The 19,938-nt window shown below is 68.4% G+C and carries 24 protein-coding genes; 11 read left to right on the plus strand and 13 right to left on the minus strand.

All coding sequences use genetic code 11. The features are described 5' to 3' along the window. The first annotated feature begins 8 nt into the window (after positions 1-8). The 3 genes from murJ (at position 9) to JL11_RS02760 (ending at position 3,232) form a co-directional block, all read left to right on the plus strand. Positions 9-1,604 (plus strand): murein biosynthesis integral membrane protein MurJ, encoded by a 1,596-nt coding sequence (gene murJ, locus JL11_RS02750; protein ID WP_054764306.1) that lies wholly within the window; start codon positions 9-11, stop codon positions 1,602-1,604. 123 nt (positions 1,605-1,727) lie between these two features. Next, the gene (trpS, locus tag JL11_RS02755) at positions 1,728-2,768 is read left to right on the plus strand and encodes a tryptophan--tRNA ligase (RefSeq protein WP_054764307.1); all 1,041 of its coding nucleotides are present in this window, start codon (positions 1,728-1,730) and stop codon (positions 2,766-2,768) included. Then, entirely contained in the window at positions 2,768-3,232 is a 465-nt protein-coding gene (locus JL11_RS02760) for an OsmC family protein (protein WP_054764308.1), read from the plus strand. Before trpS ends, JL11_RS02760 begins: the two co-directional genes overlap by 1 nt. Position 3,233: 1 nt before the next feature. Here the strand turns inward: JL11_RS02760 and JL11_RS18065 are convergent, their stop codons facing one another. The 4 genes from JL11_RS18065 to JL11_RS02775 are packed head-to-tail and all read right to left on the minus strand — an operon-like array spanning position 3,234 to position 5,634. After that, entirely contained in the window at positions 3,234-3,362 is a 129-nt protein-coding gene (locus JL11_RS18065) for a hypothetical protein (RefSeq protein ID WP_255478926.1), read from the minus strand. A 58-nt stretch (positions 3,363-3,420) separates the two neighbouring features. Beyond that, positions 3,421-4,371: an NAD(P)/FAD-dependent oxidoreductase gene (locus JL11_RS02765; protein WP_227976018.1), complete on the minus strand. Its 951-nt coding sequence runs from the start codon at positions 4,369-4,371 to the stop codon at positions 3,421-3,423. Next, on the minus strand, positions 4,372-4,827 hold the full coding sequence (locus JL11_RS02770) for an Rrf2 family transcriptional regulator (RefSeq protein ID WP_054764309.1): 456 nt from the start codon (positions 4,825-4,827) through the stop codon (positions 4,372-4,374). A 57-nt stretch (positions 4,828-4,884) separates the two neighbouring features. After that, positions 4,885-5,634: a dienelactone hydrolase family protein gene (locus JL11_RS02775; protein ID WP_054764310.1), complete on the minus strand. Its 750-nt coding sequence runs from the start codon at positions 5,632-5,634 to the stop codon at positions 4,885-4,887. A gap of 108 nt (positions 5,635-5,742) precedes the next feature. Between JL11_RS02775 and JL11_RS02780 the strand changes: the two genes are divergently transcribed. Both JL11_RS02780 and JL11_RS02785 read left to right on the plus strand, forming a co-directional pair. Beyond that, positions 5,743-6,372: a PadR family transcriptional regulator gene (locus tag JL11_RS02780; protein WP_054766777.1), complete on the plus strand. Its 630-nt coding sequence runs from the start codon at positions 5,743-5,745 to the stop codon at positions 6,370-6,372. Then, positions 6,369-7,178 carry a siderophore-interacting protein gene (locus JL11_RS02785; RefSeq protein ID WP_054764311.1) on the plus strand — a complete coding sequence of 270 codons (810 nt, stop codon included), beginning with the start codon at positions 6,369-6,371 and terminating at the stop codon, positions 7,176-7,178. Before JL11_RS02780 ends, JL11_RS02785 begins: the two co-directional genes overlap by 4 nt. Here the strand turns inward: JL11_RS02785 and JL11_RS02790 are convergent. Further along, positions 7,165-7,788, minus strand: coding sequence for an alpha-ketoglutarate-dependent dioxygenase AlkB (locus JL11_RS02790; RefSeq protein WP_054764312.1), 624 nt, complete (start codon positions 7,786-7,788; stop codon positions 7,165-7,167). The genes JL11_RS02785 and JL11_RS02790 overlap by 14 nt on opposite strands. A 236-nt stretch (positions 7,789-8,024) precedes the next feature. Between JL11_RS02790 and dnaK the strand changes: the two genes are divergently transcribed. The 3 genes from dnaK to dapB all read left to right on the plus strand — a co-directional run bounded on the left by dnaK (position 8,025) and on the right by dapB (position 12,042). Then, positions 8,025-9,923, plus strand: a complete 1,899-nt coding sequence (dnaK, locus tag JL11_RS02795) for a molecular chaperone DnaK (protein ID WP_054764313.1) — start codon at positions 8,025-8,027, stop codon at positions 9,921-9,923. A 173-nt stretch (positions 9,924-10,096) separates the two neighbouring features. Then, complete coding sequence (gene dnaJ / locus JL11_RS02800; RefSeq protein ID WP_054764314.1) at positions 10,097-11,296, plus strand: molecular chaperone DnaJ; 1,200 nt, start codon at positions 10,097-10,099, stop codon at positions 11,294-11,296. Next, positions 11,293-12,042, plus strand: a complete 750-nt coding sequence (gene dapB, locus JL11_RS02805) for a 4-hydroxy-tetrahydrodipicolinate reductase (RefSeq protein ID WP_054764315.1) — start codon at positions 11,293-11,295, stop codon at positions 12,040-12,042. Before dnaJ ends, dapB begins: the two co-directional genes overlap by 4 nt. Before the next feature lie 31 nt (positions 12,043-12,073). On the opposite strand, the gene JL11_RS02810 is transcribed toward dapB, so the two are convergent. Beyond that, positions 12,074-12,439, minus strand: coding sequence for a hypothetical protein (locus JL11_RS02810; RefSeq protein WP_054764316.1), 366 nt, complete (start codon positions 12,437-12,439; stop codon positions 12,074-12,076). Positions 12,440-12,574: 135 nt separating this feature from the next. On the opposite strand from JL11_RS02810, the gene JL11_RS02815 reads away from it, so the two are divergent. Together JL11_RS02815 and JL11_RS02820 are read left to right on the plus strand one after the other, a co-directional pair. Then, on the plus strand, positions 12,575-13,513 hold the full coding sequence (locus JL11_RS02815; protein WP_054764317.1) for a DMT family transporter: 939 nt from the start codon (positions 12,575-12,577) through the stop codon (positions 13,511-13,513). A gap of 207 nt (positions 13,514-13,720) precedes the next feature. Next, positions 13,721-14,764 (plus strand): aspartate-semialdehyde dehydrogenase, encoded by a 1,044-nt coding sequence (locus tag JL11_RS02820; protein WP_054764318.1) that lies wholly within the window; start codon positions 13,721-13,723, stop codon positions 14,762-14,764. Positions 14,765-14,782: 18 nt separating this feature from the next. Here JL11_RS02820 and truA read toward each other — a convergent pair whose 3' ends face one another. Further along, the gene (gene truA / locus JL11_RS02825) at positions 14,783-15,526 is read right to left on the minus strand and encodes a tRNA pseudouridine(38-40) synthase TruA (protein ID WP_054764319.1); all 744 of its coding nucleotides are present in this window, start codon (positions 15,524-15,526) and stop codon (positions 14,783-14,785) included. Between the two features lie 12 nt (positions 15,527-15,538). Here truA and JL11_RS02830 point away from each other — a divergent pair, with 12 nt between their 5' ends. After that, positions 15,539-15,781, plus strand: coding sequence for a hypothetical protein (locus tag JL11_RS02830; RefSeq protein ID WP_054764320.1), 243 nt, complete (start codon positions 15,539-15,541; stop codon positions 15,779-15,781). Here the strand turns inward: JL11_RS02830 and fmt are convergent. The 6 genes from fmt to JL11_RS02860 all read right to left on the minus strand — a co-directional run bounded on the left by fmt (position 15,773) and on the right by JL11_RS02860 (position 19,932). Further along, positions 15,773-16,696 (minus strand): methionyl-tRNA formyltransferase, encoded by a 924-nt coding sequence (fmt, locus tag JL11_RS02835; protein WP_054764321.1) that lies wholly within the window; start codon positions 16,694-16,696, stop codon positions 15,773-15,775. The genes JL11_RS02830 and fmt overlap by 9 nt on opposite strands. Positions 16,697-16,714: 18 nt before the next feature. Continuing rightward, on the minus strand, positions 16,715-16,957 hold the full coding sequence (locus JL11_RS02840; RefSeq protein ID WP_054764322.1) for a hypothetical protein: 243 nt from the start codon (positions 16,955-16,957) through the stop codon (positions 16,715-16,717). Then, positions 16,957-17,535, minus strand: a complete 579-nt coding sequence (def, locus tag JL11_RS02845) for a peptide deformylase (protein WP_054764323.1) — start codon at positions 17,533-17,535, stop codon at positions 16,957-16,959. The genes JL11_RS02840 and def overlap by 1 nt, the downstream gene beginning before the upstream one ends. A 44-nt stretch (positions 17,536-17,579) precedes the next feature. Further along, positions 17,580-17,981, minus strand: coding sequence for an acyl-CoA thioesterase (locus JL11_RS02850; protein WP_054764324.1), 402 nt, complete (start codon positions 17,979-17,981; stop codon positions 17,580-17,582). A 113-nt stretch (positions 17,982-18,094) separates the two neighbouring features. Next, positions 18,095-18,754, minus strand: a complete 660-nt coding sequence (locus JL11_RS02855; protein ID WP_197273339.1) for a hypothetical protein — start codon at positions 18,752-18,754, stop codon at positions 18,095-18,097. A gap of 5 nt (positions 18,755-18,759) precedes the next feature. Continuing rightward, positions 18,760-19,932: a polysaccharide biosynthesis/export family protein gene (locus JL11_RS02860; protein WP_054764325.1), complete on the minus strand. Its 1,173-nt coding sequence runs from the start codon at positions 19,930-19,932 to the stop codon at positions 18,760-18,762. Positions 19,933-19,938 lie beyond the last annotated feature (6 nt).

The following is a 19,938-nucleotide window of genomic DNA, read 5'->3' on the forward strand; positions in this document are numbered from 1 at the left end:
CGGTCCGCATGAGCCTCGCCCGCAACACCCTGGTTCAGTCCAGCCTGACCCTGGGCAGTCGAATTCTGGGATTTGTCCGCGACATGGCGCTGGCGGCGCGCTTCGGCCAGGGGCCGATGATGGACGCCTTCACCACGGCCTTGATGCTGCCCAACATGTTCCGCCGCCTGTTCGCCGAGGGCGCCTTCGCCCAGGCCTTTGTCCCCGTCTACGGCGGGGTCCGGGCGCGCGAGGGCGAAGAGGCCGCCGCCGTCACCGCATCCGAGGCGCTCAGCTTCATGCTGGCGGTGGTCGCCGGCTTCTGCATCCTGCTTCAGGTCGTGATGCCCTGGATCATGCCCTGGCTGCTGTCGGCCTATCAGGGTCGACCCGAGGTGCTGCGCGCCGCTGTGATCGCGACCCAGCTGGCCATGCCCTATCTGGCCTGCATGACTGCGGCCTCGCTGCTGTCAGGGGTGTTGAACACCGGCGGACGGTTTGCGCTGTCGGCCGCCGTACCGGTGTTTCTGAACCTGTGCACCCTGGCCGCCCTGCTGCCGCCGATGTTCCTGCCGATCCCGCAGGAGACCGTGCTGCTGATGGTGACGGCTGCGGTGACGGTGTCAGGCGTCATTCAGGCGGGCCTCTTGTGGTGGGGCGTGCGGCGGCTGGGCGTGCGACTCAGGATCGGCCTGCCCCGGATCACGCCCAATGTCCGCCACACCCTGGCTCTGGCCGTGCCCGGCGCCCTGGCGGGAGGCGCCCTGCAGATCAACTCCCTGGTGTCGCAGTTCCTGACCGGATCGGACGAAGGCGCGCGGTCGGTGCTCTATAACGCCGACCGGCTGTACCAGCTTCCCCTAGGTCTGGTCGGGGTCGCCATCGGCCTCGCTTTGGTGCCGCGCCTGACCAAGGCCTTCGTCTCCGGGGATCACGTGGGCGGGCAGAAGACGCTGGATGACGGGATCAACCTGGCCATGGCCTTCACCCTGCCGGCCGCCGTGGCCCTGTTCGTCATCCCCTTCTTCATCATCGACGCCACGGTGACGCGCGGCGCCTTCACCAGCGCCGACGCCGCCCGAACCGCCGATGTGCTGCGCCAATTCGCCTGGGGCGTGCCGGCCTTCGTCCTGGCCAAGGTTCTGACCCCGCCCTTCTTCGCGCGCCAGGACACGCGCCGGCCGATGATCTTCGCGGTGGTCAGCGTGGTCATCACCGTCATCCTGGGCTCGGGCCTGTTCTTCTGGTTCAGCGCCCAGGGCTGGGACGGGGTGCTGGGCCTGGCGATCGCCACCAGCGTCTCGGCCTGGATCAATGTCGGCCTGTTGGCCGGGGTTCTGGTTCGCGAGAACAGCTGGCGGCCGTCGCCGGCCTTCGTTTCCCGGCTCTCGCGCGTCCTGGCCGCCAGCGCGGTCATGGCCGGCCTGCTGCTGCTGGCGGGGATCAACTACGGACTGCTCAGCCGTTTGTTTCTGGCCAAGGAGATCGCCGTGCTGGTGGTCTGCGGCCTGGGCGCGGGCGTCTATGGCGTCTGTCTTCTGGCCTTCCGCGCCGTCACCGTGGCGGAGCTGAAGGCGACCCTGCGCCGCGAGCCCGGCGGTTCGGCCGCCTCCGGTCTGGACTGAACCTCTTCGAGGCGATAAGCGCGAGCCATGATCCTTTCGGGCCTGATCTCCACCTGGCGATGGCGCGGCTGAACCGCCGCCCCCTTCGTCACGCCTGATTCCGACTTTCCGAGACCCGACCCCATGACCGATCAAACCCCTCCGGCCCTCTACACCGGCCCGCGCCGTATCCTGTCCGGCATCCAGGCCTCCGGCGCCCTGCACCTGGGCAACTATCTGGGCGCCCTGAAGCGGTTCGTCGAACTGCAGGACCAGGGCGCGCCGGTCTTCGTCTTCGTCGCCGACCTGCATGCGATCACCGTCTGGCAGGAGCCCGAGAAGCTGGCGGCCCAGACGCGCGAGATCGCCGCCGCCTATCTGGCCTCGGGTCTGGACCCGGCCCGGTCGATCATCTTCCCGCAATCGGCCGTGCGCGCCCATGCCGAACTGGCCTGGATCTTCAACTGCGTCGCCCGCCTCGGCTGGCTGGACCGGATGACCCAGTTCAAGGAGAAGTCGGGCAAGCACAAGGAGCGGGCCTCGGTCGGCCTCTATACCTACCCCGTGCTCCAGGCCGCCGACATCCTGCTGTACAAGGCCACGGAAGTGCCGGTCGGCGAGGACCAGAAGCAGCATCTGGAGCTGACCCGCGACATCGCCGCCAAGTTCAACAACGACTTCGGCGCGCCCGGCTTCTTCCCCCTGCCCGAACCGGTGATCCAGGGGCCGGCGACGCGCGTCATGTCCCTGCGCGACGGGGCGGCCAAGATGTCCAAGTCGGACCCGTCCGACAACAGCCGGATCAATCTGACCGACGACGCCGACACGATCGCGTCCAAGATCCGCAAGGCCAAGACCGATCCCGAGCCCCTGCCGGCAACCCTGGACGGGCTGAACGACCGACCGGAGGCCAAGAATCTGGTGGCCATCTACGCCGCCCTGGCCGGGCTGACGCGCGAACAGGTGATCGAACAGTTCGGCGGCCAGGGCTTCGGCGCCTTCAAGCCGGCTCTTGCGGACCTCGCCGTCTCGGCCCTGGCGCCGGTCACGGCCGAGATGCGCCGGCTGATGGACGATCCCGTAGAGATCGACCGGGTGCTGAAGGCCGGGGCCGAGCGCGCCGCCGAAATCGCCGATCCGGTGGTGGAAGAGGTCAAGAAGATGGTCGGCTTCTGGAGGACGTGATGGGCAAGTACGAGGCGAAGGTCGCCTGGAGCCGCGGTGATCAGCCCTTCCTCGACAAGCGTTACAGCCGCGCCCATTCCTGGACCTTCGACGGCGGGACGGTCGTGCCGGGGTCGTCGGCGCCGGCCAGCGTGCCCCTGCCGATGTCCGATCCTTCCGCCGTCGATCCCGAAGAGGCGATGATCGCCTCCCTGTCCAGCTGCCACATGCTGTGGTTCCTGGCCTTCGCCGCCAACGCCGGCCTGGTGGTCGACACCTATGTCGACGAGGCTTTCGGCAAGATGGGCAAGAACGACCAAGGGCGCGGCTATATCGCCGAAGTGACCTTGAACCCATGCACCAGTTTCACGGGTCGCGTGCCGACGCAGGACGAGTTGGACGCCTTGCACCACCAGGCCCACGACCATTGCGAAATGGCCCATTCCGTACGCGCGACGATCACGACGATCGCGACGATCGGCTGACCTAGCCGTTCAGCGCCATCGCCATGAAGACCGGCGCGCCGAGAATGCCGACCGCCGCGACGAGCGCAACAAGGCCGCCCAGAACGAGCAGCCCTTTGAGCGCGATGGATGTCTTGGCGGAAACTTGCATGCGCACAACCTAGCCTGATCAGACTCGCGCGGAAGGCGACATGTTGTCGCCGCGCCAATCAGGCCGCGCGCTGCGTCTCCTCCTCCACCAGCGAGCGGAACAGGGCGTGGCCGGCGATCATGCCGTCCGAGGTCGCCAGGGTGATGTTGGACGCGGCGCGGGCCAGGTCGCCGGCGGCGAAGACGCCCGGCTGGGTCGTCTGCTGCATCCCGTCCACCTTGATCACCCGGCCCATGGGCGTGTCGGTCATTTCGCACCCCAGGCGCTCGGCGAAAGGATTGCCGACCTGGATCTGGGCTCCGACGAAGAGGGCCTTCAACGCCACAAACCGCCCGTCGGCCAGGCGCGCGCCCGTCAGGGTGGGGGCGTCGCCCTCCAGCCGCTCTATGGGCGTGGTCTCGATGGTCACGCCGCGCCGGTACAGCAGATGGGCGTCCTCGGGCGACAGTCCGACCTCCAGCCCCATGAACAGGGTGACCTGGCCCCACTCCGCTACAGTGGCTGCGTACTGGACCGCATGGTCGCCGCGCCCCAGCACCCCGATCGAGCCGCCGCCGATCTCATAGCCGTGGCACCAGGGACAGTGGAGCGCCGTCCGGCCCCAGCGTTCCTTGACGCCCGGAATGTCCGGCAGCACGTCCTCGACCCCGTGCGACAGCAGCAGACGGCGGCCGGTGGTCCGCGTCCCGTCGGCGAAGGCGACCGAGAAGCCGCCCTCGATCCGCTCGACCTCGACCGCCTCGGCCATGCGGAAGGCGGCGGTGGGATAGGCGGCGACCTGGGCGCGGGCGGCGGCGGCGATCTCGGCCCCCGGCCTGCCGTCCTGGCTCAAAAACCCATGGGCGCGCGCGGCGAACCTGTTGCGCGGCTTTCCGTCGTCAATGACCAGCACCCGGCGACGGGCGCGGACCAGTTGCTGGGCGGCGGACAGGCCGGCGTAGGAGCCGCCCAGGATCAGGGCGTCGTGCGGCATGGGCTCACTCGGGACGATGGAGGTTGAGACGGGCATTCAGCAGATCCTTTTTGGGTGGTCGGCCATTCGGCGCGCGAAGTCCGCCGCCAGATCGGCCAGGGTGATCTCGTTCAGCCGTGCGACCAGCAGGGCGCGGGCCTCGGCGTAGGTCTCGGCCAGAGCGTCGTTGACCGCCGCCTCGACCAGGCAGCCGTCGGCCTCGACCGGCGGGGTTTCAGGGAACAGACCGGGCTCGCCCAGAGCGGTGTTGACCTGGCCCAGAGTGACCTGATCCAGCGGCCGGGCCAGCCGCCAGCCGCCGCCACGCCCCTTTTCCGAGACCACCAGCCCCTGTTCGCGCAGGCCCGCCATGGTCCGGCGCACCACGACCGGATGGGTCGACAGGCAGACGGCCAGCTGATCCGACGTCATGGATGCGCCGCTCCGCGCCTCGTACTCGGCCATGTGGAGCAGGGCGTGGAGGATGTTGGAGAGGCGGGAGTCCCTTTTCATGTAACTTCAATTGTTACGTGATAAGCCGATCGTCAAGACGGAGACGGCACTCTTTTTTCAAACGTGCGGCGCGACGTCGGTCAGAAAGGCGCGGAAGCGGCGCAGGGATTCCTCGGTCAGGTCCGGGTCGTGGCGCATCGGGCCGTTGTTGGTCGGTTCGTCGAAGGCGTGGGTGCCGGCGGCGACCCAGCTCTCGACCTCGGCGCCGCAGTTGCGGATCATGGCGTTGACCAGTTCGGCGTTGCGCACCGTGGTCAGATGGTCGCGTTTGCAGGTGACGGCCAGCACCCGGGGGCAATGCCGCCAGGGCTTCATCCGGTTGAAGGCGAAGGGCCCTATATAGGGATAGGCCAGCCAGACGGCGCGAACACCCGACAGGTCGGCCGCACCGGGATCGGCCACGCCCAGGGTGTTGGGCGCAGGGTCGGCGCTCATCATCTCCATGATCGACCAGCCGCCGTGGCTCCAGCCGGCCAGGGCCAGCCGGGTCGCGTGCACGTCCGGGCGGGCCGAAATCCCCTGGATCGCCGCCAGGACGTCGCCGGCCCGCTCATAGCCCCGGAAGGCCAGGCCGGTGCAGACCGCCGTCAGGGTGAAGGCCCGGCCCCATCCGCGCGGCCCATAGGAATCGACGATGAAGGCCCGCCAGCCGGCCGCCTTCGCCGCCTCCGCATAGCGGGGCAGATGGCTGCGCAGACCGCCGCAGCCGTGGAACAGCAGGACCGCCGGGCGGGGCCGATCGTCGTCCGGGCCGACGATGGTCAGATGGGGTTCGAGGCGGGCCCAGCGGCGTTTCAGATCGTCCATCCTGGACATACGCCGCAGCGGCGCGCCGAAAACCAGCCCCCCTTGCGGATTTCGATATTTCGATATATCTGAAAACTTATGAATAGATATATCGAAAAGGAAGCGATGATGAGGACCACGGGGATGTTCCACGGCCGCAACGGATGCGGCGAAAAACATGGCCGTCACGGCGGCTTCGGCCACGCCTTCGGGCGAGGCATGCGCGGCGGACGCGGCGCGGGCTTCGGTCCGGGCTGGGGCGGCGAAGGGCGAGGGCGCGGCCATGGGCCCGGACGCCACGGCGGCGGCCGCCTGTTCGACCACGGGACCCTGCGCTGGGTCCTGCTGTCGCTGATCGCCGAAAAGCCCAGCCACGGCTATGAGTTGATCAAGGCGGTCGAGACGAAACTGGGCGGCGCCTATTCGCCCAGCCCCGGCGTCATCTATCCCAGCCTGACCCTGCTGGAGGAAATGGGCGCGCTGGACTCCGAGGCCCAGGGCGGCAAGAAACTCTATTCGATCACCGAGGCCGGGCGCGCCCTGCTGGCCGAGAACGAGGCGATCCTGCGCGCCGCCGAGGCGACGATGGACAAGTTCGCCGCCCGCGCCCTCAGGCCGACCGCCATCCAGGACGCCATCGGCCGCCTGCGCCACACGATTCACGGCCGTCTGACGGGCGAGACCGCCCTGACCGAGGCCCAGATTCAGGCCATCGCCGCCATACTGAACGAGGCCGCCGACAAGGTGGAACAGGCATGACCGGGCTCTTGCGCATCCCGCGTCGCGTGCGGCACGAACTGAAGTTCCGCACCCTGGCCGTCGCCTCGATCGAGGATCTGACGCCGACCTATCGCCGCATCGTGCTGGAAGGCGCGGATCTGGACGGCTTCGTCTCCCTGGGCTTCGACGACCATGTGAAGATCTTCCCGGTCGCCGAGGGTCAGGCGCCGGTCCTGCCGACGCTCGGGCCGGACGGTCCAGTCTTCGCCGAGCCGCGCCCGGTGATGCGCGACTACACCCCCCGCGCCTATGACGCCGCCGCCCGTCGCCTGACCCTGGACTTCGTCACCGGCCACGGCGGTCCGGCGACCGAATGGGCCATGGCGGCGAAGACCGGCTCGGTCCTGGGGGTGGGGGGGCCGCGCGGCTCCTTCATCGTCCCCACCGCCTATGCCGATCATGTGCTGATCGGCGACGAGACCGCCCTTCCGGCCATCGCCCGCCGTCTGGAGGAACTGCCCGCCGACGCACGCGCCCATGTGGTGGTCGAGGTTGCGGATATGGAGTCGACCTGGACCTTCGAAAGCGCCGCAGATGTCGCCTTTACCTGGGCGATCCGCGACGGCGCGCCCCGAGGCCGTTCCGACGCCTTGCTGACGGCGGCGGATCGGGCCCTGACCGAGGTGGATCGCAAGGACGCCTATGTCTGGATCGCCGCCGAATCCGCCGTGGCCAAGGCCCTGCGCACACGCGTGCTGGCGCTCGGCTTTTCGGCCAAGTCCGTGAAGGCGGCAGGCTATTGGCGCCTCGGCGGCGCCGGCGCCCACGAGGTCATCGAGGATTGATCCCCGCCACGCGCAGGGTCAGATTCAGCCGTCCCCCGCCCGGGATCAGGCGCGACGAGCCCGCCAGGACGCGGTCGACCCCGTGCCGGGCCAGTCGCGCCGGCCCGGTCAGGGCGCAGACGTCGCCGCTGTCCAGCCGCAGCGTCGCAGTGCGACCACCCTCGACCGCCCCGATACGGAACAGGGCCGCCTCGCCCAGCGACACCGAAAGAACCGGAGCCGTCAGGTCCGCCTCGTCCCTGTCCTGGTGCAGGCCCATCTTCGCCCCCTCGCGGTACAGATTGACCAGACAGGCGTCCGGCTGCTGAGGCCCGCCGACGGTCGCCCGCCACAAGTCGAGCAGCACCGGCGGAATATCCGGCCAGGCCCGCCCGGTCTGCGGGTGCGTCGGCTGATAGCGATAGCCGCTGCGGTCCGAGACCCAGCCCAGCGGCCCGAAATTGCTCATCTGCACCGAAAACGGCCGCCCGCCAGGGGTGATCGGCCGATAAAGGGGCGCAGCCTCCAGACGCGCGAACACCGCATCGACCAGATCGGCCTGGGCCGGACCGTCCAGGGCGCCGGGCCACAGGCGGAAGCCTTGAACGGCGGTTTGGACCTCTGAAATCATGCTGAAACCGGGGACATGGCCTCATCCTGCGGGAAAACCGGGGCCGGCGCATCGCTGAATCGCAGAACGCCCTTGCAGGCCTAGGGGACTTTCCCATATCGGGGCCAGCTTCGGAGAAACCCCGCGAAACCTGGGGCTATCCGGCACCATCACGCCAACCCACAGGGGGCGGTCACGCGCGGCGCTTCATCGAAGGCCGCCGCATCGCCCGCCGATACGGAGAGAACAGTACGCCCATGGCCAAGATTATCGGCATCGACCTCGGCACCACCAACTCCTGCGTGGCCGTCATGGACGGCAAGAACCCCAAGGTCATCGAGAACGCCGAAGGCGCCCGCACCACCCCCTCGGTGGTCGCCCTTCAGGACGGCGGCGAGACCCTGGTGGGTCAGCCGGCCAAGCGTCAGGCCGTCACCAACCCGGCCAACACCTTCTTCGCCATCAAGCGCCTGATCGGCCGCAACTTCGACGATCCCGTCGTGGCGAAGGACAAGGGCATGGTGCCCTATGAGATCGTCAAGGGTCCGAACGGCGACGCCTGGGTGCGTGCGCACGGCAAGGACTATTCGCCCCAGCAGATTTCGGCCTTCACCCTGACCAAGATGAAGGAGGCCGCCGAGGCCTATCTGGGCGAGAAGGTGACCCAGGCCGTCATCACCGTCCCGGCCTATTTCAACGACAGCCAGCGCCAGGCCACCAAGGACGCCGGCAAGATCGCCGGGCTGGAAGTCCTGCGCATCATCAACGAGCCGACTGCGGCCGCCCTGGCCTATGGCCTGGAGAAGAACGACGGTCAGAAGATCGCGGTCTATGACCTGGGCGGCGGCACCTTCGACGTCTCCATCCTGGAGATCGGCGACGGCGTCTTTGAGGTGAAGTCGACCAACGGCGACACCTTCCTGGGCGGCGAGGACTTTGACCTGCGCCTGGTCGACTATCTGGCCGACGAGTTCAAGAAGGAGCAGGGCGTCGACCTGCGCCAGGACAAGCTGGCCCTGCAGCGCCTGAAGGAAGAGGCCGAGAAGGCCAAGAAGGAACTGTCCTCGACCACTCAGTACGAGGTCAATCTGCCGTTCATCACCATGAACGCCTCGGGCCCGCTGCACCTGAACATCAAGCTGTCGCGCGCCAAGCTGGAGGCCCTGGTCGACGACCTGGTCGCCCGCACCATCGAGCCGTGCAAGAAGGCCCTGGCCGACGCCGGCCTGAAGGCGTCGGACATCGACGAGGTCGTCCTGGTCGGCGGCATGACCCGCATGCCCAAGGTCCAGGAGGCCGTGAAGGCCTTCTTCGGCAAGGAGCCGCACAAGGGGGTGAACCCCGACGAAGTCGTGGCCCTGGGCGCCGCGGTTCAGGCCGGGGTGCTGCAAGGCGACGTCAAGGACGTGCTGCTGCTGGACGTGACGCCCCTGACCCTGGGCATCGAGACCCTGGGCGGCGTCTTCACCCCGCTGATCGAGCGCAACACCACCATCCCGACCAAGAAGAGCCAGACCTTCTCGACCGCCGACGACAACCAGTCGGCCGTGACGATCCGGGTCTTCCAGGGCGAACGCCCGATGGCGGCGGACAACAAGCTCCTGGGTCAGTTCGACCTGATGGGCATCCCCCCGGCGCCGCGCGGCATGCCGCAGATCGAGGTCGCCTTCGACATCGACGCCAACGGCATCGTCAACGTCTCGGCCAAGGACAAGGCGACCAACAAGGAACAGTCGATCCGCATCCAGGCCAACGGCGGCCTGTCGGACGCCGACATCGAGAAGATGGTCAAGGAAGCCGAGGCCAACGCCGCCGCCGACAAGGCCCGCAAGGACCTGGTCGAGGCCCAGAACGCCGCCGACAGCCTGATCCACTCGACCGAAAAGGCCCTGGCCGACCACGGCGACAAGGTCGAGGCCGACGTCAAGACCGCGATCGAGACCGCTCTGGCCGATCTGAAGACCGCCCGCGAGGGTACGGACGCCGAGGACATCCGCGCCAAGACCAACACCCTGGTCCAGGCCTCGATGAAGCTGGGCGAAGCCATGTACGCCGCCCAACAAGGCACGCCCGCCGAAGGCCAGCCGGCTGACGACGGCGTGGTGGATGCGGAGTTCGAGGACGTCTCGGACACCGACGAGAAGAAGAGCGCCTGATCCGCAACAGGTCGCTGAAATGATACGGCCCCGCTTGTCTTGCGATAGGCGGGGTCTTTTCATGAAACTTGCATCAAGCGTTCCGGCCCCCATGTCAGCCGGGACACCGCCTTTTCCAGAGCCCGCAGAGGTTCGGGCCGGGCGGCAGGGGAAGTAATGAGGACTGACGCCCGATGGCGCGTGACTATTACGAAATTCTGGGCGTCGAGCGGACGATCGACGCCGCCGGCCTGAAATCGGCCTACCGCAAACTGGCCATGATCCATCACCCGGACCGCAACGGCGGCTCGGAAGAGTCGATGGCCAAGTTCAAGGAGATTTCCGAGGCCTATACGGTCCTGTCCGACGACCAGAAGCGGGCGGCCTACGACCGGTTTGGCCATGCCGGGGTCAACGGCGGCGGGGGCGGCAATCCCTTCGGCCAGGGCCAAGGCTTCTCCGATCTGAACGACATCTTCTCCCAGGTCTTCGGCGACGCTTTCGGGGACGCCTTCGGCGGCCGCCAAGGCCGGGGCCAGCAGGGCGGACCGCGCCGCGGCTCGGACCTGCGCTACGACCTGGAGATCTCGCTGGAGCAGGCCTATCGCGGGGCCGAGGTCCAGATCGACGTCCCCGCCACCCTGACCTGCGAGACCTGCGAGGGCTCGGGGGCCAAGCCGGGCACCAAGCCGGTCACCTGCACCACCTGCAACGGCGCGGGCCGCGTGCGCCAGGCCAACGGCTTCTTCCAGGTCGAGCGGACCTGCCCCCGCTGCCACGGCGCGGGCCAGATGATCGCCGACCCCTGCCCCGCCTGCCACGGCCACGGCCAGGTGCGAAAGACACGCACCCTGAACCTGAAAATTCCCGCCGGCGTCGACGACGGTTCGCGCATCCGCCTGACCGGCGAGGGCGACGCCGGCCAGCGCGGCGGCCCGCGCGGCGATCTGTACGTCTTCCTTTCTGTGACGCCGCACGACCTGTTCGAGCGCGACAACCTGGACCTTCTGGTCACCGTGCCTGTGCCGATGACGGTGGCGGCCCTGGGCGGCGAGATCGACGCCCCCTGCCTGGTCTCTGACGCCTGTGACGGCAAGTGCAAGGCCGCCGTCCAGGTGCCCGCCGGCGCCCAGACCGGCAAGACCGTTCGGATTAAGGGCAAGGGCATGCCCCATCTGAACGGCCGCACACGCGGCGATCTGGTCGTCGAACTGTTCGTCGAGACCCCCACCGACCTGACCCCCCGTCAGAAGGAATTGCTGCAAGAGCTTGCCCTGTCCTTCGGCGAGGCGCAGAACCCCCGGAATTCCAGCTTCGCCGGCAAGGCGAAGCGCTTCTGGGCCGACATCCTGGGCAGCCAGGATGCGGACGGGTCGAAAGAGAACGCGGCTTGAGCGCAATCTTCCACGCCGGCATTTCCGGCTATCGCGGCCGGATGGGCCGCGCGGTGTCACAGGTTCTGGATGCGCGCGAGGACGTGGTCGTCGCCGCCCGGTTCGACTGGGGCGAGACGGCCGACATCTCCCTGTGCGACGTCATCATCGACTTTTCGACGCCCGACGCCTCGGTCGCCCTGGCCCAGTCTGCGGCCGAGCGCGGCGGCCCGGCCCTGGTCATCGGCTCCACCGGCTTCACCCCGGCCCAGGAGGCCGAGCTGATGAAGGCCGCCGAGAAGATCGCCATCGTCAAGAGCGGCAACTTCTCCCTGGGCGTGAACATCCTGATCGGCCTGGTCCAGCACGCGGCCCAGCGTCTGGACGCCCAGGACTGGGACATCGAGATCACTGAGGCCCACCACCGCCGCAAGGTGGATTCTCCCTCCGGCACCGCCCTGATGCTGGGCGAGGCCGCCGCCGAGGGCCGCTTCACGGACCTGGCCGAGATCCGCTCCAAACCCTATGACGGCGTCCAGGGCGAGCGCGAGACCGGCAAGATCGGCTTCTCCTCGATCCGGGGCGGCGGCATCATCGGCGAACATACGGTGCTGTTCGCCTCGGAAGACGAGGTCCTGACCCTCAGCCATTCGGCCATCGACCGGTCGCTGTTCGCCAAGGGGGCCGTTGCGGCGGCCGCCTGGGTCCGCACCCGCCGAGCCGGTCTTTACGATATGCAGGACGTCCTGGGCTTCCGGCAGGCTTGAAGCCGCGCCCGGCCACCCGAGCCCGCTGAACTCAGTGCAGCACCCTGCGGCGCCCGAAGGCCGTGCCCGTCAGCAAGGTCTTGATGAAGAAGAAGACGGCGATGACGATGGCGTAGCCCAGGAACAGGGCCAGGCCCGTCAGCCAAAACCCCGCCGTCAGGATGGCCGGCAGGGCGAAGTCGCCGCCGTTCAGGACCGGCAGGACGGCCAGGACGATCAGATGAACCAGGGTCGCCCCCAGGGCCGTCGATCCCAAGGATCGCCAGTCGACCATCATCAGGGCGGCGATCACGGCGATGATCAGACCCATGACCTGATTGACGCCGTCGAAACCGGCGCTGGCCAGGCCCAAGAGGCCGTTCAGAAATTGACCGATCTGATCCAGCAGATTTTCCATAGAGCGCCTCCGAACCCTGTCGATGTTGCAGCGAAGCTTGCCGATCCGCAGGCTTAACGCGGCCGGATGGAAATCGCTCCGCCGGGGTGGGCGGCGGCGACGCGAAGGCCTATGGGTTCGTCCGACAGGAGCGGCATGAGCAAGACGACCGGAAGCGAAGACATTGCGAGGGGCATCGCCCTTCGGATCGCCGCGGCGGGCGCCTTTTCCATCATGGCGGCGGTTCTGAAACTGGCCTCCCTGGACGGGGTCACCGCGCCGGAGATGCTGTTCTACCGCGCCTTCTTCGGCCTGCCGGTGGTGTTGATCTGGGTGCTGACCCAGCCGGGCGGCCTGGCGGGCCTGGCCACGCGCCGCCCCCTGGCGCATCTGGGCCGCAGCGCCCTGGGCGTCGCCTCCATCCTGTGCGTCTTCCAGACCCTGACGCTTCTGCCGCTGGCCGAGGCCACGACCATCAGCTTCACCGCCCCGATCTTCGCCACCATCCTGTCCTTCCTCATTCTGAAGGAGGCGGTCGGCCCCCGGCGCTGGGCGGCGGTAGCGGTCGGATTCATTGGAGTGCTGATCGTCACCCGCCCCCTGTCGCTTGTTTCCGGGGCGAACTCAGCCCCCTTGCCTTTGGCCGGCGTCGGCTTCGGCCTGGCCGCCGCCCTTCTGACGGCGGCGGTCACGATCACCCTGCGGCAGCTGCGCGACACCGAACATGTGGCGGCGATCGTCTTTTGGTTCTTCGTCTGCTCGTCCATCGTCGGCGCCCTGCTTCTGCCCTTCGTCGGCCGGATGCACGCCCTGACGACCTTCGCCCTCCTGGCCGGGTCGGGCGTGGCGGGCGGCGTCGCCCAGCTGTTGATGACCGCCTCCCTGCAAAAGGCGCCCGTCGCCGTCGTGGCCCCGTTCGACTATCTGCAGATCCTCGGCGCCGTCGCCTTCGGCGCCTGGCTGATGAAGACCACCCCGACCGCCGACACCTTGGCCGGCGCCGCCCTGATCGCCGCCAGCGGCCTCTATACGGCTTGGCGTGAACGTGTCCGCCGCCGCCAGGCCCTGTTGCAGACGACCGCCCCGCCCGTCTGAGGTTTACACACTGCGGTTTCGGCCCTAGACAGCTCAGCTGTGACCCTCTCCATGACCAAAGCGATTACCCTGAAAACCACCAGCTTCGGCGGGGCGGTTTCGGGTATGCGCGAGGTCTGAAGCGCCCACTCGAACCCAGCCCCGCCGATGCGCGGGGCGGTCGATCCGGCTGAACCCCGCGCCTCCATCCTCCCAGGAGACGCCTGAATGTCCTTTTCCCCGTCCAATCCGCCCCGTGTGGGCATCGTCGGCGCCACCGGCCTCGTCGGCGAGATGATGCGCGGCCTGCTGGCCGAGCGGAACTTCCCCCTGGCCTCGCTTCGCCTGTTCGCCTCGGCCCGGTCGGCGGGCAAGACCATCCGCTTCGGCGAGACCGACGTTGTGGTCGAGGATGCGGCGACGGCGGACTACGCCGGCTTGGACATCGTCTTCTTCTCGGCCGGCGGGGATACCTCCAAGGCTCTGGCGCCCAAGGTGGCGGCCGTTGGGGCGGTGGTGATCGACAACTCGTCCGCCTGGCGCAGCGACCCCGAGGTGCCGCTGGTGGTGGCCGAGGTGAACCCCCACGCCCTGGCGAACCTGCCCAAGGGGATCATCGCCAACCCCAACTGCACCACCATGGCCGCCATGCCGGTGCTGAAGCCTCTGCACGACGCGGCGGGGCTGAAGCGTCTGACGGTCTCGACCTATCAGGCCGTCTCGGGCGGCGGGATCGAGGGCATCCGCGTGCTGGAGGACCAGTCGCGGGCGGCCGTGGGACAGGGCGCGGCCCTGGCCCGCGACGGCGGGGCCGTGGACTTCGGCGCGCCGGAAAAGTGGGTCGTGCCGATCGCCGCCAATGTGGTGGCCCTGAACTACAAGCTGGGCGAGGACGGCTATACCGACGAGGAGCTGAAGCTGCGCGACGAGAGCCGCAAGATTCTGGAGATCCCCGGCCTGCCGGTCTCGGGCACCTGCGTCCGGGTGCCGGTCTTCACCGGCCACTCCCTGTCGATCAACGCCGAGTTCGAGCGGGCGATTTCGGTCGAGGCGGCGCTGGAGCTCCTGGGCCAGGCGCCGGGCGTGGTGGTCACGGCCGTGCCGAACCCGCTGGAGGCGGCGGGTCAGGACCCGGTCTTCGTCGGCCGGGTGCGTCCCGATCCCACGGTCGAGCACGGCCTCGCCCTATTCGTCTCGAACGACAATCTGAGGAAGGGCGCGGCCCTGAACGCGGTGCAGATCGCCGAGGTCCTGGTCCAGCAGCGCGGCTGACCCGGTCCCAGGCGGGGTTCAGTCGTAGCGCACGCCGCTGAGATAGAGCCCCGCCGAGGGGGCGACGGGGCCGCACCGGGCGCGGTCCTTCGCCTCCAGCGCCGCCTTGACGTCACGGGCGGTCCAGCGGCCCAGCCCCACCTCGACCAGGGTGCCCGCCATCGACCGGACCTGGCGGTGCAGGAAGCTGCGGGCCTGAAAGACCAGATGCACCTCCTCGCCGAACCGGCTGACCCGGGCCACGTCCAGGGTCTTGACCGGCGACTTGGACTGGCAGCCCACGTCGCGGAAGGTGGTGAAGTCGTGCAGGCCGACCAGGACCTGGGCCGCATGGTGCATGGCCTCGGCGTCCACGCTCTTCTTGACGTGCCAGACCCGGTCCCGCTCCAAAACGGGTCGAGGCCGGCGGTTCAGGATCCGGTACAGATAGCCCCGGCCGGTCGCGGAGAATCGCGCGTGCCAGTCGGGATCGGGCGCGTATTCGGCCGCCAGGACGCAGACATCCTGTTTGATCAGATGGGCGTTGACGGCGTTCAGCACCGTATCGACCGGCCAGTCGCGCTCCAGATCGGCATGAATGACCTGGGCCGTGGCGTGGACGCCGGTGTCGGTGCGGCCGGCGGCGGCGATCCGCACCCGCTCGCCTGAAAAGGCCAGTATGGCGGCCTCGACCGCGCCCTGCACCGTCGGCTGGTCCTCCTGAGCCTGAAAGCCGTTGTAGGCCGTGCCGTCGTATTCAATAGTCAGTTTGTACCTAGGCACTCAGGACTCCACATGGCCGTCATCGACCAGTTCCAACCGCTCGATAAAGAGCGGGAGCTCAAGCTGCACCCAACTCACGTCGTCGGCCACTATGGCGTCTTCAAACGTGATGGCCGCGCCTTTTTGCAGATCGACACCTTCGGATCAGCAGATAGAGCCAAACCGAACAGCCAGAGCCAAACGTTTCAGCTGACCTCGGACAGCGCCAAGGCTCTTTGGGAGATCCTAGGCCGCGAGTTCAATCTCTCAGCCTAATAGCGTTCCGGCCGGCAGGGCAAAGCCGCGCAGCATCTCATCCGCCGACTGCGCCGCCTTGCCCTCTCTCTGAACCCGGGTCAGGCGCACCGCGCCGGTCCCGCAGGCCACGGTCAGGGCGTCGTCCAGCACGGTTCCGGGCGCGCCCGATCCGTCGGCGAGGGCCGACAGCAGGGCCTTGACCCGCACCGGTCCCGTCTCGGACGGGGCCTCGAACCAGGCGCCGGGGAAGGGCGACAGGCCGCGGATATGGGCGTCGACCTCGGCCGCCGAACGGGTCCAGTCGATCCGGGCCTCGGCGGGGGTGATCTTCCGGGCGTAGGTGGGTTCGCCGACCTGTTCGGTCGGCGTCACCCCGCCCCGATCGATGGCGGCCAGGGCGCGGGGCCAAAGGGCGGCGCCGACATGGGCCATGCGCTCGGACAGGCTGGCGGCCGTGTCGTCGGGCCGGATGTCCATGATTTCGCTGAGCAGGATCGGCCCTTCGTCCAGGCCCAGGCTCATCTGCATGATCTGGACCCCGGTCTCGGCGTCGCCGGCCATGATGGCCCTCTGGATCGGCGCGGCGCCGCGCCAGCGGGGCAGCAGCGAGCCGTGCAGATTCAGGCAGCCCAGCCGGGGCGCGGCCAGCACCTCGGCGTTCAGGATCTGGCCGTAGGCGACGACGCAGGCGGCGTCGAGGTCCAGGCTCTGGAAGTCGGCGACGGCCTCGGGCGACTTCATGCTCTCGGGCGTGAAGACTGGCAGGCCCATGGTTTCGGCGAAGGCGTGAACCGGCGACGGCGTCAGCTTCTGGCCCCGGCCCTTCGGGCGCGGCGGCTGCGAATAGACGGCGACGATCTCGTGGCCCGAGGCGAGAAGCTCGGCCAGGGACGGCACGGCGAAATCTGGAGTTCCCATGAAGGCAAGGCGCATGGGCTCGCCTTTAGAGGTTTACTGCCAGCGGGTGAAGACGCCGCCGCCCTCATCCCACTCGCCGCCGGCGTCCAGGGCGTCGTCGAAATCGAGCAGCCGGTCCAGCAGCAGGCCCGCCACCACGCCCAGCAAGGCCACGCCGGCGAGGGTCGCGACCCCGGCGACGCCAATCTTCTGGCTGCGCGTCAAGCGACGGCGCCCTTGGGTGTCGATGACCAGGGACTGGCCGCGCCGGATGGGGCGAGGGTTGCGCTTCGTCATCAGGCGGCGATCCTGTCCTTGGCGGCCTTCTTGACCTTGGTCACGGCGCGTTCCCGCTTCAGCCGCGACAGGTGGTCGATGAAGAGCACGCCGTTAAGATGGTCCATCTCGTGCTGGATGCAGACGGCGTAGAGGCCCGAAGCCTCTTCCTCCACCGACTGACCGTCACGGTTCAGATAGCGAATGCGAACGCGGGCCGGACGTTCCACCTTGTCGAAATACTCGGGAATGGACAGGCAGCCCTCTTCGTAGGTGTAGAGCTCGTCCGAGGCCCACAGGATTTCCGGATTGGCGAAGAAGCGCGGGTTCTTGCGCGCCTCGGCGGCCTCCGGCGTGTCTTCCTCTTCCGTTTCGCACACGGCGCCGTCGCGATCGCCCAGATCCATGACGATGACGCGGTCTAGGGCGCCGACCTGAACCGCGGCCAGGCCGATGCCGGGCGCCGCGTACATGGTCTCCAGCATGTCGTCCATCAGGGCGCGCACGGCGTCGTCGACGCCCGCGACCGGCTGGGACACCTGTTTCAGGATCGCCAGGTCGGCGGCGTTGTCGATGGTGAGGATACGTCGGATGGCCATGGTCGGGACGTAGGCGCGACCCGGCGCGAGGTCAAGATTTCCGCCTATTCCTTGCCCGGCAGGGGGCGCGGCTTGCGGTACTGGTCGATGGCCACATAGGTGAAGACGCCTTGGGTCACGCGCACGGACGTGGCCAGCGGCTGACCGCGCGACCGCTTCCAGGCCTCGACATGGATGCGGATCGAGGTGCGGCCCGTGCCGACGACCTTGGCGTAGATGCTGACCTCGTCGCCGACGGAGACGGGCTGGTGAAACACCATGCCGTCCAGGGCCACGGTGGCGCAGCGTCCCTGGGCCAGTTCAAAGGCAGGAGTCGCGCCGGCCACGTCCATCTGGGCCAGCAACCAGCCGCCGAAGATGTCGCCTTCGGGGTTGGTGTCGGCCGGCATGGCGATGATCCGGCCGACCGGCTGGGTTTCGGGGGGGAACTGGGGCGCGTCGGACATGGGAGGCTCTGGCGTTCGAGGACAGCTCGCTCTTAGATCAAGTTTGCGCGATACAAAACAGAGCCGGCAATATTGTTGCGAGTTACGCCGCCTGCAGAAACGGGCCGCCCGCCTCAGCCCGGCTTGGCGGGCTTATACGCCGTTGCAGCGGAGGCGGCCTTGGACCGGCGCTTCCTAGGGGGCATGGCTGCCGGTTCGGTCGAGGGTTTGGCCGAAGGCTTGCGGGGCGTCTTGCGGGGCTTGGGTGCGGGTGGGGCCGCCGACGCAGGCGCGGCCTTGGCGTCCCTCAACGCCCGCCAGGCCCCGCCGAGTTCCATGGCGACCAGCAGATGATCTTCGGTCAGAACGCCCCTCCGCGCCAGGCGCAGGTCGGCGATCTCGTTCAGCAGCCGTGAGGCCGCGCGCAGGTCGGGACGACCGGATCGCGCGCCCAGGTCCTGAAGCCGGGCGAAGCGCCAGCCCGTCTCCGGCGGATGCTCCAAGGCCAGGGCGAAGCGCGCCTGAGGCGTCAGATCCGCAGCGAGAAAGTCCCAAACCGTCTGGTTCGGCGCACGGCGATAGTGTCCGGGACGGGTGGGAAGACCCGCGCCGGCGTAGACCTCCAGAGCGCCCGCCTCGATCTCATCCAAGGCGCCGTCCAGAGGCGAAGGATCGCCCGAGGGGATTTCGGCGGGGCGGGCGAAGGGGTCGGCGGCGGTCGGATCGACCGCATCACTCCCGACGGCGGCGGCGCGCCCCGTCAACTGGGACAGAAGGGCGCGCCAAGCCTGCACAGGCGTCAGTCGACGTTGATCGCACTGGTCACCGACACGTCATAGACGACGCGGGTCACGCTCTGAACGAACTCGAAGAATTTGCGCGCCTCTGCGGCGCCGGCCAGGGGCACATAGATCACGTCCTCGGGCATGATCTCCAGATTGGTGGCGGCGAAGACGTTGGCGGCGTTGTTGAAGTCCAGCTGATAGACCACCGGCACCCCCTTGGGCGTAGCCGGCTGGTTGATTCCCAGAGCCTGGGCCACCTCAGGTCGCTCGAAGCGGAAGACCAGAACACGCCGGGCGTTGGCGGTGGTTGTGTTCAACCCCCCGACCTTGGACATGGCGCCCGTAAGCGTCATCGGCCCCGCAGGCATATCGACCTGGGCGACGGCGTTCAGAGCGCCGAAGGTGGAGAACCGACGCGGCTTGTACTGGACGTTGATCACATCGCCCCTTTGCAGGCGCACGTTCTCGCCGAACTCGGTGGTCACGGCTGAAAGAGGGGCGGTGTAGGTCTGACCGCCGCGCTGGATGCTGATCGTCAGATCGTCGGTCGGGCGGGCCGATCCGCCGGCGGCGGCGATGACGTCCAGAATTCGGTCGCTGTTGACGCCCAGAGGCGCGCGGCCCGGCTGGCGCACGTCGCCCAGGACGTTGACGGTGTTTGAGGCGTTGCCGGCGATGCCGACCAGGACCTGGGGGTTGGCGACCTTGCCGGCCAGGGCCCGGCGGATCGCGGCCGCCGCCTGGGTCGAGGTCAGGCCGACGACGCGAACCGGACCCGCGAAGGGCACGGAAACAGAACCGCTGCGATCGACCGTCACCCCCGGCAAGGCCTGGGACCCGCCGGACAGGCTGGGAACCGTGCGCGCCGAAGCCGACGTCCCGCCCAGGCTGCCGCCGAACAGGGCGCCGGAGGGATCATAGATCGAGATCGCCAGCGTATCGCCCTCGCCGATCACATCGACCGGCTGTTCGCTGGAAGCGGCCGCCAGGGTGCCGAAGAACTGAGGCGGCACCGCCTTCATCCGCTCCGTCACCTCATAGGTCAGGGGCACGAGGGCGTAGCTGCCCAGGGCCTGGGGCGTCGAAGCCCCGGCGTCGATGGAGGCGCCCGAGGGTCCGTCGCGCGGCAGGGTGGAGCACCCGCTCAGGATGGCGACGATGGCAAGCGGCAGGATGGTGCGAGTCATGGAAAC

Origin of the sequence: Brevundimonas sp. DS20 (genome assembly GCF_001310255.1) — a bacterium.
Taxonomy (GTDB): Bacteria; Pseudomonadota; Alphaproteobacteria; order Caulobacterales; family Caulobacteraceae; genus Brevundimonas; species Brevundimonas aurantiaca.